Genomic DNA, 13,121 nt, shown 5'->3' with positions numbered 1-13,121 from the left:
ATATAGAATTTTTAGCCTTTCTTTATTAGCTTAGCTATGAAAAAACCGGTAATTTCGTGAATATGGGGATGAAATCTAATCTCATATTCTACCGAAAATCTTGGATCATTTATAACCTTCTCGTTCTCCCATGTAGTTACAGTACAAGTAGAATAAATTACCACACCATTTTTCTTTAAAATCTTATAAGCGGAATTTAGGAATTGCTTCTGGTATTTATGGAAATTGAGTATATCTTGTTTAGTTTTATGGTCGTATAATTTAGGCCTTATCCCCAACGCTGAACATGGAGGATCAATTACCACTTTATCAACATCACCTATTTTATAATCCTCGTAAAGATACCTTGAATCCGCCTTATATATTTCTATTCTCATTCCCATTTTATTTGCTAAATCCCTTAATTTCTCTACCTTCTTTTCAGTATGATCAAAACCAATAAGCTTAACTCTAGGCTCTAACTGATAAATATGAGTTAATTTCCCACCAGCATATGCAGTCATATCTACTATTTTCTCATTAGGATGTGGATCAAGTAAATGAGCAACATACATTGATGCCTTACCTTGAACATATATTAATCCATTCTTCAACTCTGGCAGATCAGCTAATTTAGGGGAGGTGTATAAGGAATTCGTAACCTCAACTACTAAATTAGTATTCATGCCATAATATTTACCCTCAGCTACTGGTATTCCATTATCGCTATAAACTGTAACCCTTTTATCTTTTGCATTATTAATTACAACACTCTTTAAACCCGGTTTGTAAACATTAGCACCTAACATAGCGCTTTCCGCAGTTTTCTTATCTACAATTACCTTATTTTCATGAATGTTAATTTCATTTGGCCCTTTTATCTCAACGTAAATTGCCTCTTTGAAATCTTCGTCCGGCTTAAAATGTGGAAGCCTTTCCAGTATTTTCTCTACAGAGGTCTTTAGAGTATTAACCCTAATGTATAATCTAGGATTTGGCTTCCTTATGGCATTCAAGAAGTCGTTTAAATATTCACCATAAACCTCTCTTAAATCACTAATTACGAACTCATCGTACTCCAGAATACCTTAGCACCCTCATTATTTGGTTCAGATACAAATCCACCAAATCTTGAAATTAACTCATCACCCTCCCTTTTAGAGCTAACGAATGTATAGACGGCTGGACCGAAGGAGGAAAGACCAGCGGGAAACCCAGCTTTAACCATATCATTCATAAGTTTTTTGACCTCATCAGTTTGCAAAAAGACCTCAACTTTCTTAAATCCTAGATCCTGTATTAACGAGATAGCATTTAACGCTCCTTCCAAATCTCTTTCTGCAACTGATGGAATTAACTCCATTAAAACTACTCTCGCCAAAGTATCTAATCCCTCTAGCTTAGCTTGTTTAAATGCGTTAATCTCATCTTTTCCGAATACTCTTCTACCGCCCCTAACCACATTAACGTAAATATACCAAGGAAAATTTAGTCTAGCTATTAGTGGGGGAGGAGGAGCAGAAGAGAAATCCGATGGTAATAATTCCCTTTTTACTTTAGTGGAATGGCCTCCATCTACTATAAAACCTCCATACTCGAAGGCGTAAACACCGACACCGGATGTCCCACCTCTTTTTACCAATTTGGCTAGTTCATATGAGTTAAGCCTCTTAAAATTATATTCAGCAGCTAGCTTAGCCACTGATAACAAATATTGTGTAGTGTGACCAAGTCCTATATGTTGTTCAAAGTCTTCCTCTATACATATTTTAGGGACATCAAAAGGCAAGGAGACTTCAGGCTTAAAACAATTGCCACTCCTAACTACTATCCTAGGGTATTTCAAGGCAACTCCTGCCCCACCGTCGAGTCTACCATATTTTCCCTCAAGATCAAACAAGGTAATATGAATTCGTGATAATCCGACGATCTTTATCATAAGAATTAATAAGATTGTGTAATAAAAAAGGAAACTGTGAGTCTTGCAACATTACTCTATAAATGGTTTAAAGAAACGCCTTCAAAAACCTTTTTAATTGACAAAAATCAGTCACTTACCTATGAACAAGTTACGAGAGAAGTAGTATATGTAGCTTCCAACATCTCACCTGGAGATACTGTAGTCCATATAATGTTAAACTCTCTGCAGTCAGTGATTAATTACTTAGCAATATTTTGGGCAGGCGGTAAGGCAGTTGCAGTTGACCCGCAAACTTCAGCAGAAGATTTAAAGTTCATATTGGAGGATTCAAACCCTGACCTAATAGTAACCGACGAGGAGATATACAAGAGAGAGTACGATATTCTCAAATCGTACCAGGTGATAGTGAATAAGAGAGGAAAAGACGTTTTTACAAAACCTTATGAGTACAGAGAGGATGAGGTCGGCTTAGTTTACTATTATGCTGGAATAGTAGGAAGGACAATGCAAGTACTGCATAGCGCTAACAGAGTTGAACTCAATTCTGCGACGCTCTACAATTCTATTGGCCTTAAAGAGATTAGGGGAATACTAACAGTTCCTTTAGCTCACGTCTTAGGAAATAGCGTGTTAGGTATTACCTTGGAAGCTGGTGGCAAGTTATATATTATGAGTAAGTTTAACGTCGATGAGGCTATTGAAAGTATAAACAAATATAACATAAATTATCTATCAACTGTCCCAACTGTTTACGATTACTTAAATAACGAGGAAAAAAGGAAAGTAGATAGTTTAGAACTGTGTGTAAGTTCTGCTGCACCACTGTATCCATCGACCGTAAATACATTTAAGAGTAAATACGGAAAGGATATTGTTCAACAATACGGCTTTACTGAGGGTTTAATTCTAACTTTCCAACCCAAAGAGCTATCTGGAGTAATTTCGATAGGAAAACCTTTGCCTGGCGTTGAGATAAAGATAGTAGATGATAAGGGCAATGAGAATAATGAGGGAGAATTGTGGGTTAAGGCTCCTTGGCTCATGCTAGGATATAAAGATAGAGAGGAGACGGCCAGAGTATTTAATGAGGGGTGGCTAAGAACAGGTGATTTAGTTAAGATTGATGAAAAGGGCTTATTGTATTTTAGAGGAGTCAAAAAGAGGATGTTGAAATTTAAGGGCTACCCGATATTTCCAAGAGATTTAGAAGAGATCTTAAAGACTCATCCAATGGTTGAAGACGTAAAAGTTATAGGGGAAGATGCTGGAAATCTAGGACAGCAACCCGTTGCCTTAGTTAAGGTAAAGGAGCACAAAGCCGGAATTGAGGATGAATTACTTAATTATGTAAATTCTAGGGTAGCTTTTTATAAGAGATTGAAGAAAGTTTATGTGGTAGATAGGATTGAGCGAAATTGACTCATTAATTAAGGAGGTTGCTGAAAGATTACAAAAGAAGGCTGAGGAATATGGTAAAAAGAAGGAGGATGTTACATTAGTCTTAACTGAAGAGAACTTCGATGAGGTAATTAGAAATAATAAGTTAGTTCTAGTTGATTGTTGGGCTGAATGGTGTGCTCCATGCCACCTCTATGAACCAATTTATAAAAAAGTTGCTGAGAAATATAAAGGTAAAGCAGTTTTTGGAAGACTAAACGTTGATGAAAATCAAAAAATTGCGGATAAGTATAGCGTACTTAATATACCTACTACATTAATTTTCGTCAATGGTCAGTTGGTTGATTCCTTAGTTGGAGCTGTTGATGAAGATACTTTAGAGAGTACTGTAAATAAATACTTGAAATGATTGAGGTATATGTAAAAAAGAAATTACAAGCTTTTTTGCTAAATGTTAATTTTTCTGAAAAAGGTATAATTGCAATTACCGGTAAAAATGGTAGTGGGAAAAGTACATTATTAAACGTTATTGCCGGAATTTTAAAACCAGATGAAGGGTACATTAGATTAAATGACATAGATATCACAAATTTACCTATAAACAAGAGAAATGTTATATTAGTAACTCCAGATAGTTACATTCCCACATTAGACTTAAAGAAACATCTAACATGGGGAGCTAAACTAAGAGGAAGAAAAGTAAATGATAAAGAAGTAATGGAGGTGGCTAAATTACTCGGAGTTCCGAATGAGAACAAAAAAGTAGGTAATTTAAGTTTAGGAAATAGGGAGAAAGTATCATTAGCCACAGCTATTTTAACAAAACCTAACCTAATTTTAGTTGATGAGGGGTTCAGTAATATCTCAGAAAAGGAATATTTTATTAATATCTATACCGATCTATGTAAAAAGAATCAAATAGATCTAATTTACGTTACTCAAGATACTGAAGATGCTAAATTTTCTGATCACCATTACGTGATGAATAATGGCTCTCTACATAAAGTTTTCTAAAAGGTTTATAAGATAATTGAAAGATTTTGAGAAATCTCATGTGAAATTCCACATAAGAATGTGAAAACTTTCTATGATAATATCTAGCAATCTTTTTAAACTATATATGAATAGCCACATACATGCCAAGTACAGCAGAAGATGTACTCAAATTCCTAAAGGAAAATAACATAAAATGGGTAGATCTACAATTCACAGATGTTCCCGGTAGGCTGCATCATATTACAATACCTGCTGACGAGTTTGATTTAGAATCCTTAAAGACGGGTTTCGGAAAATTAGACGGAAGCAGTATAAGAGGATTTACGAGCATTTATGAAAGTGATATGGTACTCTTACCAGTACCAGAGACTATGACACTAATTCCTTGGTCTCCAGGAGTAGCTAGAGTCTTATGCAAAGTTTTTTGGGGAGGGGGAAAGGGAAGATTTGAAAGAGATCCTAGATTCATAGCCGAGGAAGCCGAGAAATACCAGACAGAACAAGGCTACACTTCCTACTATGGTCCAGAATTGGAATTCTTCATGTTTGATAAGGTAAAATTAGACGTAAGTGCCCCACAGTCTGGAACTGGGTACAAAATTTATGCAAGGGAGGCTCCGTGGAGCGATAGTGGAACCTTTGTAATAAGATTTAAAGAGGGATATTACCCTGCACCACCAGTTGATCAGCTAATGGATGTAAGAGTAGAGATAGTCGATACTTTAGTTAAGTACTTTGGATACACCATAGAGGCTACACATCATGAAGTTGCAACTGCAGGTCAAGGGGAAATAGATTTCAGATTCTCTACTCTTGTAGATACTGCAGACAAGGTCCAAACTTTGAAGTATGTAGCTAAAAATATTGCCGCTAAACACGGATTAGTAGTAACTTTCATGCCAAAACCTATTTATGGTGATAATGGAACTGGTATGCACACGCACCTCAGTTTATGGACTAAAGATGGAAAGAAGAATTTAATGTATGATCCTAATGACGAATATGCAGAGATAAGCCAATTTGGAAGATATGTAATAGGAGGTCTTTTAACACACGCTAGGGCTTTATCTGCAATAGTCTCACCTACTGTAAACAGTTATAGAAGGTTAATACCAGGGTTTGAAGCTCCAGTTTACATTGCGTGGAGTAAGGGAAACAGAAGTGCCGTAATTAGAGTGCCAGCATACTATAGAGGAATGGAAAAGGCAAAAAGAATAGAGTATAGACCTCCAGATCCATCCACTAATCCGTATCTAGCATTTGCTGCTTTACTAATGGCTGCATTAGATGGTGTAAATAAGAAAATAGATCCAGGAGATCCAGTGGATGAGAATATATACCATCTAACTCCAGAGAAGAGAAGACAATTGGGAATAAAAGAACTACCTAGATCATTAAATGAAGCTTTAGATGAGTTAGAAAGTGATAAAGAGTTCTTGAAGCCAGTATTTAATTCGTCAATATTAGATACTTACATAGATTTAAAGAGAGATGAGGCAAGAAGCTTGCAAGGTTATCCACACCCAATGGAGTTATACTATTATTTAGATTCCTAAATTGGTATAAAAATACCAGTATTTTTTAATGAGTTTTTGAACTCCTTAAGGTCGAGGTAATAATCGAATTCATAATTTTTTGATGCTTCTTTTAGAATATTATAATCAATATTAAGTAAGTTTGAATAACTTGAAACCCATCTATCTATGGAAGATTTAAACCAGCTAAACGATTCTTCATAAATATTCTTTATTCTCTCCCAATCCATAGTTTCCCTTACTGCTAAAGTACAACAGTGTAATGGTGTAAATCTATGTACCTTATGTCCCTTCCTCTCTAAAATTGACAAAAAAGGTTCCCAAATTGCTATACCATCTACTATCCCTTTTTCAAGAAAGTCTAACATTTCATATGAACTATAAGATGGAATGATTTCAATATTCTTGAATTCACTAAACGCCCATATTTCCATACTTGACATTACAGTTGATGCAATTCTGTTACAAGTTTTGCCTATAATACCACCTCCCCCTTTAGCGCCTCCCCCAATAATTCTTATATTCCGATATATCGTCGAAAATATTATTTGCGTTATGATCGGGGATAGGCCTAAATCTAACTTTGCTTCAACTAAATCCCTAGTTAGATCAATTCCATTTTCATAAATTTTAACAGTAACGCTATATCCTCTATTTTCCAAGTTTTTAATAAATGGAATTATAAATGGATATTCTGCAGCTCTTATAATTCCCAATCTCAAAAATCTATCTTGAGATAAACTTACCTCAAGGTTTTTTCCTAAAACCTTCCTCCTTTTTACTATACCTTGTTTCTCAAGTTCGGATAAGACTTCAGATAATCTGCTCTTCGATAATCCAGAAAGTTTACTTAATTCAGTTTGGGATATAGGACCTTTTTCCTTCAATATAGATATAACTTTATCTTTACTGCCCATTAACAATTAATTATTCTAAAAAACTCTATAATAAGTTTACCTTATTTGCATTATCGAGTAGCCTAAATACATGATTTTGTAAAGCCCTATTAGTCTTAAACAGTCCTCTGTAAGCTACTGAAACTAACTTAGCCTCTTTATCCTTTACTCCCCTGACATATGAACACATATGTATTGCGTTCCCGATCACCATGACACCTTTAGGCTTTATTTCGCTATTCATTATCGCATCAGCTATTTGTTCTACTAATCTCTCTTGGATTTGGAGACGTGAAGAATAGTAATTCACAATTCTAATTATTTTGCTAAAACCAGCTACCTTACCGCTATTACTAACAATATACGCTACATGAATTTTTCCGATAATTGGCAACATGTGATGCTCACACAATGACGAAAAGTTAACGTCTTTTATTAGTACTATTTGATTCTTTTCGTATACTTCACCATCGTCGCCTAAATTGAAAACCTTTATTTGAGGAGGCGGTGTTCTCAACCCTGAGGTCATTTCTAATAAAGCCTTTGCTACTCTTTCAGGCGTCTCTTTAAGCCCTTCTCTCTCCGGATTCTCACCCAGTAGTTCTAGAATTTCTCTAATCCTTCTAGCTATTTCTTCTACTAATTTTTGGTCGTCTAATTCTGTCTTTTGCATACCGTTTATAGTTTAGTGAAGAAATCTAATATAACTATTTTGTTAAAAAACTTCTACAACAGTTTATAAGCAGTTTCTAGCACGATGGGCTTTCCTTTAGTTACAATAAGGGTATCTTCTATACGTATACCGAACCTGCCTTTCAGATATATTCCAGGTTCTACGGTAATAATCATATTTTCCTTCAATATCTGCTTGGAATTCATGGAAACTGCAGGGCTTTCATGAATTTCTACTCCAACTCCATGTCCAGTAGAGTGTATAAAATATTTACCATAACCAGCTTTTTCTATAACTCTCCTAGCAGTAATATCTACTTCAGAAGCCATTACTCCATCCCTAACGGCATCTATAGCCTCCATTTGTGCTTCCAAAACTACTTCATAAACTTTCTTTGCTTCACTATTCTTAAATACAAAAGTTCTGGTGCTATCAAAGCAGTAACCATTATATTTCGCACCTATATCAAATAGTACAATATCATTATTTCCTAATACACGATCTGTAGGAATGTGATGTGGATACGCTGAATTCTCTCCAAATGCCACTATTGATGGGAAAGCATAATCTTCAGCACCCATAGATCTCATAGTCATATCTATAATACCCGCTACTTGTTTTTCGTTAGAAGTTCCTTCGCTCAATTTCTCCATACCAATTTTCATTGCAACAGCAGTAATTTCACCAGCTTTTCTTATTCTTTCTATCTCATCGTTATCCTTAACTTCTCTTAACCTTACTATCTCATTAGAAAAATCAATTACCTTATACTTTTCTGATAACGCCTTATACGTACTTGCCTCAACCCAGCTTACGTCTAGCATTATGTTGCTCTTATTAACAATTTTTTCAATAGCCCTAAATATATTACCTTCAATGACATTCTCCAAGATTTTAGATGGATAATAAATTGCAATATCGACATCTTTCACATTCTCTGCTCTATACATCTCTAGGGCAGGGACAAGTAAGGTAAAGCGTGAATCACAATAAATTAACGCTCCTGCCCCAGAATATTCTAAGAAGTAGAATAAATTTGGAGAACCAAATATTATGGCACAACTATCTTTCTTATCTTCTAGGATTGCCTTAAGCTTTCTTAACCTATTCATATTTTATATTTGAAGTTAGGCTCTCTAATAGCTATTGCTATCATAAAGGCTCTTCCTAATAATTCTTCTTTAACATCTTCGGAATATTCACCTTTCAATATATCTAATACATCTATTACGTTATCTTCTCTGTATAAACACGTCTTTAACTTTCCATCAACAGATAATCTGATCCTGTTACATCCAGCACAGAATATCGGATTCGCATAGGGCTTAACTACTTCGACTATTAATCCAGAGGGTAAAACATAACGTGGTCTAAAATGCTTTTTCCTAATTAGTTTTTTAATAGATATTTTCTCAATATATTCTTCTATTTCTCTTAAATCATCATGTTCCTTAAAAGCTAATTTTCCTAACCCTACCGGATGCAGTTCTATAAGGTGTATCTCATTTACACCTAAATTTTGGGATAGCTCAATGAACTTGAAGGCTTCTTCACGATTTCTCCTATTTACAACAAAATTTAACTTAACTGGTACTAAACCCACATCTATGGCACTTTTTATCCCTTCAATTACTCTATCAAAAGCATCTACACCCGTAATTTTCTTAAATGTATCCCTTGAAACAGCATGAAGGCTGATATTAATCCTATCAAGCCCAGCTAGCTTTAATTTGTGAGCTAAATCTTTTAGGAGAAAACCATTAGTTGTCATAGAAACGTCTTCATACCCTAATTGCTTAAGCCCTCGAACTATTTCAACTAAATCTCGTCGTAATGTCGGTTCTCCTCCAGTTAATTTTACAGAGTTTATACCAAATTTCCTAGCAACTTTAGCAACTAATAAAATATCCTCTTTACTTAAAAGATAATTATCTCCTTCTTCTCCCTCCATATGGCAGAAGAAACATTCAAAGTTACATGCGTGTGTTAACGTTATTCTAAGATCTTCTAATGGTCTACCAAATCTATCAATCATTAATAGCTTTTTTACCTCAAAAGATTATAAACACATGTATGAATGCAGTAATTTGTCCAAAATGCAGAATTAGAATGGACTTCATTGCGGAATCTGAAAGCACTGATGGTACAAAAAAGGTAATAAGATATTACTATAGATGCCCAGCGTGTGGCTCAAGAATTTTAGACTCCAATATAGAGACTATAAAAGATACAACAACCATTTTAATAAAAATTACTCATTAAGTTTTTTAGTACATATAAATGAGTGGGGGGATATAATCCCATTAGATTTATATTCTTCATATCAAAGAATTCTTTCACAATATTCTTATCTGGCATATATTCGTCTAGAAATCTTTTAGCTACCTCTTGGAAATGACTTATATTAACCATTTTGTAACTTAAAAATAGGAAAAATACTAGTAAATCCCAAGCTCTATAATATAAATTGTTAGATTTAAAAGATTGCTCAGCATCTATAACAGCTAACTTACTTTTATCTACTATAACAAAGTTACTTATTTTAGTATCACCTAGCACATATCCAACCTCATGAATTTCCCTTAGGCCCTTAGCCATGATCTCTATATTTTCCTCATTTATTTCATCCCCTTCTATAAACTCTCTAGTAATGCAAAGTTCTTTTGCATCAATATCGATTAGTTTAGGTACAACAACTGTATCTTTCCACGCATTATCCAAGAAAAAATCCAGTTCTCTAACGAATCTTTCCTTAGGATCAGCCACATAGGGATAATTCCAAAAGAAAGTAGAGATAAAATACCACTTTATTCCAAAGATTGTCATATAACATTTTTGCACATATATGTTGTTATCCTTCTTTATGATTCTTGACTGACTGTATGAATTTTTAAACATCGTTAGCTATATCTATTCTTAATCTTATTAATTCTCCGTCATCGTATATCTCATTAGGCTTTTTAGACAAAAATTTTGATATATCTAAACTCCTGGGAGAAAAATCCAGAATATCTCCATTCTTATTCATTATAACTATTACTTCTGGCACAGTTATTTGCTTACTCCTATATCTCTTTTAAAGTTTGCTCTAAAATATCAACATACTTAAAAGCATCATCTGGAAATATAAGCACTGTAGTGGAGGAAACATCACTTATCTTCTTATAGGCTGCCACAGTAGCACCTGCACTTATACCTATTAAAATCCCGGAAGTCCTTGCTACACTAATAGTCCCATCGATTGCTTCTTCCAAACTTACGTCAACTACTCTATCTATCTTCACGTCCCTTAGTAAAGAATTAGAGCCATTTTGTCTCTTTATTCCAGGAATTCTGGAATTTTCTGAGGGTTGAACTCCTATTATTTCTACATCATTTCCATATTTCTCTTTAAAATACTTAGCAATCCCCGCTATATGACCCCCAGTTCCCATGGTAGCTATAATACGTGAAGGCTTCTTCCCAATAGAACTTAACTGTTCATCAATTTCTCTTGCGGTAGTCTCATAGTGAGCTATTACGTTGATTGGATTATTGAACTGATCCAAATTGAGCGCATTAGTCATCTCTGCAAACTTCTTTACTAAGGGTATTACATCATTGGTCGAATTACCAGCCTCTATAACATTACCTCCTAATAACTTTACAAAAACCTTATACACCTTTGGAGCAACTACGGGAAGAAACATTGTGAATCGCATACCGAAAATTGAAGATAGCGACGCTAATGCTATTCCAGTATTGCCAGAGGTGGCTTCAACTATATGAGTTGCATTCTTTAGTAATGCTTGCCTAAATAAGAACCACGCTGTCCTATCTTTTACACTTCTGCTAAAAGGATTATAAAATTCTAGTTTAGCCCATGTGTCATTTCCTATCCTAAGTTTTAGTAGTGGAGTAGGCCACATACCTTCTAGTAACTCTTGCTCATTTGAGAATACGTGAAGAGGATTTGACACAATATAGATCTACCGAGATTTTAGTAGTGAGAAACTGGTATTTATTTATTTTTAATTAACTTGAGCCTTACTTCTAACTTCCCATCCTTTTTAGATACGCCAAGAAATGAATTACCAGTTTCCTTACACCATTTCTCTAACTCTTGCCCCACCGCTTGCCACGTGGTAATTATAACTAATTCCTCTTCTTCGCCGTTTTCTAGTGAAACCCATTCCTTTACTACCTTAGTTAAAATAACTGGGCATATCTCATCCGATTCAATAATTTTCATAGCGTAATCACCACATCTGATTCCTTTGCTTCCAATATAAACGTTATAGTTCCTGATAATTTAACATTTTCTAATAAATCTTCACTTCTAGCGTTTACAAGCCTTAAACCAGCCTCATCTACAAAAAATTCAACACCTTGATTTATTGCGTCATCAATTAATTTTTCAGGATTTGGAATATTTAACCTCTTCATTTGAAGCCTAACAAAAAATCTGGCAAAAAAAGGTAAACCTAATTTCCCTTTTCCCTTCTTTGCCTTTGTGAAAAGAACTACTGCTTGCGATGTCACGAAAAACTTAACATCCCAACCTAACGCTTTTGCGCCTAAAGCTACCACCAGACCATGATACAGTTTATCTATATTATTATCTGCAAGTAAGATAGTAATCTTACTCATCAGTAATTTAAACTTCTACAAAGATTATAAAAGTGTAAACAAAATGATGATAAGAGCGATAACAATTTTCGTTACCAACTACTCAAAAATTAGTGATTATACGGAAAAACTAAGTAAATTAAATGATAACAATATATGGAGTAAAAGGATCTCATTACCACCTACACCTATTGATTTAAGCTTAAGTAAACTAATAGAATTATTACCTACAACGCATAGTGAAATTATATTTAGTCTAATAAATCTCCAAGAGAAAGATAAGAGATTAAGAGAAATCAAGGATATATTGAAATCTGATAAAAGAATTTACGCCCATGTATTAGTAAAGACAACAGATAATCTGAAAGATCTAGCAAAACTTATCATTAGTCTGGAGCCAGAGGAGGCTTCTAGGTTTGCCTTATTATTTAACCAAGATTTTCTATTAACCCCCTATTTTCCAACTTCCTCCGCAAATACAGTCTATGATTCTTTTGGAATATCTTTACTATATGTAGACGAATTTAAACAAGGAAAGATAAATGAAGCCTTATCAAAGGCAGATACAATAGGGAGACAATTAGAGAAAAAATTAAATATAAAGTACTTAGGAATAGATGCGTCATTATCGCCATGGATGGAAAGTAGTGTGGGAGAAATTGTAGAAAGTAGAAGTAAGAAAATGTTTGATATCTCAAATTTATCAGCAGTAGCTGAAATAAATAGGGAGATATTTGAGGGAGTTTGGAGAAATAGAGTAAATCCTATCGGTTTTTCAGAATTAATGTTGCCAATTGCAGAGGACAATCTTTTAAGGGAGAGAGTTAAGGAGGGTAGCCTAACTTTAAAGGATTTATTACTAATGAGCTATGTTTGTGTCGCAGGCATTGACATGGTTGGTATATATTCAGATTTAGTTACATATGAGAATATATTGAAATCAGTTTATTATATTCAGTATACAAAACGAAAACCATACGGTGTAAGGATGATACCAACTAATGGAAGCCCAGTATTAACTAAGATGTTTGGAGAAATACCCGAGGTAAAAGTAGTATAGTATAGTATAAAACTACTTTTATAAACTTTGAACTATATGATACAGTGGGAGGTAG

General features: G+C 34.4%; 17 protein-coding genes. 6 read left to right on the top strand and 11 right to left on the bottom strand.

Features of this window, described 5'->3' with window-relative positions; translation table 11 throughout:
- Positions 1–11: 11 nt before the first annotated feature.
- Positions 12–1,040, bottom strand: coding sequence for a methyltransferase domain-containing protein (locus SSOP1_RS01855; protein ID WP_173645074.1), 1,029 nt, complete (start codon positions 1,038–1,040; stop codon positions 12–14).
- A complete protein-coding gene (locus SSOP1_RS01850) occupies positions 1,040–1,918 on the bottom strand; it encodes a beta-ribofuranosylaminobenzene 5'-phosphate synthase family protein (RefSeq protein WP_009990672.1) in 879 nt (292 codons plus the stop codon). Before SSOP1_RS01850 ends, SSOP1_RS01855 begins: the two co-directional genes overlap by 1 nt.
- A 36-nt stretch (positions 1,919–1,954) precedes the next feature.
- Here SSOP1_RS01850 and SSOP1_RS01845 point away from each other — a divergent pair, with 36 nt between their 5' ends.
- From SSOP1_RS01845 to glnA, 4 genes are all read left to right on the top strand, one after another.
- On the top strand, positions 1,955–3,319 hold the full coding sequence (locus SSOP1_RS01845; RefSeq protein WP_009990671.1) for a class I adenylate-forming enzyme family protein: 1,365 nt from the start codon (positions 1,955–1,957) through the stop codon (positions 3,317–3,319).
- On the top strand, positions 3,306–3,707 hold the full coding sequence (gene trxA / locus SSOP1_RS01840) for a thioredoxin (protein WP_010922953.1): 402 nt from the start codon (positions 3,306–3,308) through the stop codon (positions 3,705–3,707). Before SSOP1_RS01845 ends, trxA begins: the two co-directional genes overlap by 14 nt.
- Positions 3,704–4,312: an ATP-binding cassette domain-containing protein gene (locus SSOP1_RS01835; RefSeq protein WP_009990669.1), complete on the top strand. Its 609-nt coding sequence runs from the start codon at positions 3,704–3,706 to the stop codon at positions 4,310–4,312. The genes trxA and SSOP1_RS01835 overlap by 4 nt, the downstream gene beginning before the upstream one ends.
- A gap of 122 nt (positions 4,313–4,434) precedes the next feature.
- The gene (gene glnA / locus SSOP1_RS01830; protein WP_009990668.1) at positions 4,435–5,850 is read left to right on the top strand and encodes a type I glutamate--ammonia ligase; all 1,416 of its coding nucleotides are present in this window, start codon (positions 4,435–4,437) and stop codon (positions 5,848–5,850) included.
- Here the strand turns inward: glnA and SSOP1_RS01825 are convergent.
- From SSOP1_RS01825 to moaA, 4 genes are read right to left on the bottom strand one after another with little or no spacing between them, the layout of a single operon-like run.
- Entirely contained in the window at positions 5,847–6,746 is a 900-nt protein-coding gene (locus SSOP1_RS01825) for a winged helix-turn-helix transcriptional regulator (protein ID WP_009990666.1), read from the bottom strand. The genes glnA and SSOP1_RS01825 overlap by 4 nt on opposite strands.
- Before the next feature lie 25 nt (positions 6,747–6,771).
- Positions 6,772–7,398, bottom strand: a complete 627-nt coding sequence (folE, locus tag SSOP1_RS01820; protein ID WP_009990665.1) for a GTP cyclohydrolase I — start codon at positions 7,396–7,398, stop codon at positions 6,772–6,774.
- A 53-nt stretch (positions 7,399–7,451) separates the two neighbouring features.
- Positions 7,452–8,510: an aminopeptidase P family protein gene (locus SSOP1_RS01815; protein WP_009990663.1), complete on the bottom strand. Its 1,059-nt coding sequence runs from the start codon at positions 8,508–8,510 to the stop codon at positions 7,452–7,454.
- Positions 8,507–9,433: a GTP 3',8-cyclase MoaA gene (gene moaA, locus SSOP1_RS01810; protein WP_009990662.1), complete on the bottom strand. Its 927-nt coding sequence runs from the start codon at positions 9,431–9,433 to the stop codon at positions 8,507–8,509. Before moaA ends, SSOP1_RS01815 begins: the two co-directional genes overlap by 4 nt.
- A gap of 38 nt (positions 9,434–9,471) precedes the next feature.
- On the opposite strand from moaA, the gene SSOP1_RS01805 reads away from it, so the two are divergent.
- Positions 9,472–9,660, top strand: coding sequence for a hypothetical protein (locus SSOP1_RS01805; RefSeq protein WP_014511523.1), 189 nt, complete (start codon positions 9,472–9,474; stop codon positions 9,658–9,660).
- Here the strand turns inward: SSOP1_RS01805 and SSOP1_RS01800 are convergent.
- The 5 genes from SSOP1_RS01800 to SSOP1_RS01785 are packed head-to-tail and all read right to left on the bottom strand — an operon-like array spanning position 9,640 to position 12,027.
- Positions 9,640–10,296 carry a BUD32 family EKC/KEOPS complex subunit gene (locus tag SSOP1_RS01800; protein ID WP_009990660.1) on the bottom strand — a complete coding sequence of 219 codons (657 nt, stop codon included), beginning with the start codon at positions 10,294–10,296 and terminating at the stop codon, positions 9,640–9,642. The two genes, SSOP1_RS01805 and SSOP1_RS01800, sit on opposite strands and share 21 nt — an antisense overlap.
- Positions 10,289–10,447 carry a hypothetical protein gene (locus SSOP1_RS17340; protein ID WP_009990659.1) on the bottom strand — a complete coding sequence of 53 codons (159 nt, stop codon included), beginning with the start codon at positions 10,445–10,447 and terminating at the stop codon, positions 10,289–10,291. Before SSOP1_RS17340 ends, SSOP1_RS01800 begins: the two co-directional genes overlap by 8 nt.
- A 16-nt stretch (positions 10,448–10,463) precedes the next feature.
- The gene (locus SSOP1_RS01795) at positions 10,464–11,357 is read right to left on the bottom strand and encodes a cysteine synthase family protein (protein WP_009990658.1); all 894 of its coding nucleotides are present in this window, start codon (positions 11,355–11,357) and stop codon (positions 10,464–10,466) included.
- Positions 11,358–11,398: 41 nt separating this feature from the next.
- Positions 11,399–11,629 (bottom strand): sulfurtransferase TusA family protein, encoded by a 231-nt coding sequence (locus tag SSOP1_RS01790; protein ID WP_009990657.1) that lies wholly within the window; start codon positions 11,627–11,629, stop codon positions 11,399–11,401.
- Positions 11,626–12,027: a DsrE family protein gene (locus SSOP1_RS01785; protein ID WP_009990655.1), complete on the bottom strand. Its 402-nt coding sequence runs from the start codon at positions 12,025–12,027 to the stop codon at positions 11,626–11,628. Before SSOP1_RS01785 ends, SSOP1_RS01790 begins: the two co-directional genes overlap by 4 nt.
- 43 nt (positions 12,028–12,070) lie before the next feature.
- Here SSOP1_RS01785 and SSOP1_RS01780 point away from each other — a divergent pair, with 43 nt between their 5' ends.
- On the top strand, positions 12,071–13,066 hold the full coding sequence (locus SSOP1_RS01780) for a PFL family protein (protein ID WP_009990654.1): 996 nt from the start codon (positions 12,071–12,073) through the stop codon (positions 13,064–13,066).
- Positions 13,067–13,121: the final 55 nt, after the last annotated feature.

The sequence above is a fragment of the Saccharolobus solfataricus genome, from assembly GCF_900079115.1.
GTDB classification, from domain to species: domain Archaea; phylum Thermoproteota; class Thermoprotei_A; order Sulfolobales; family Sulfolobaceae; genus Saccharolobus; species Saccharolobus solfataricus.
This window is presented reverse-complemented; position numbering and strand designations above follow the sequence as displayed.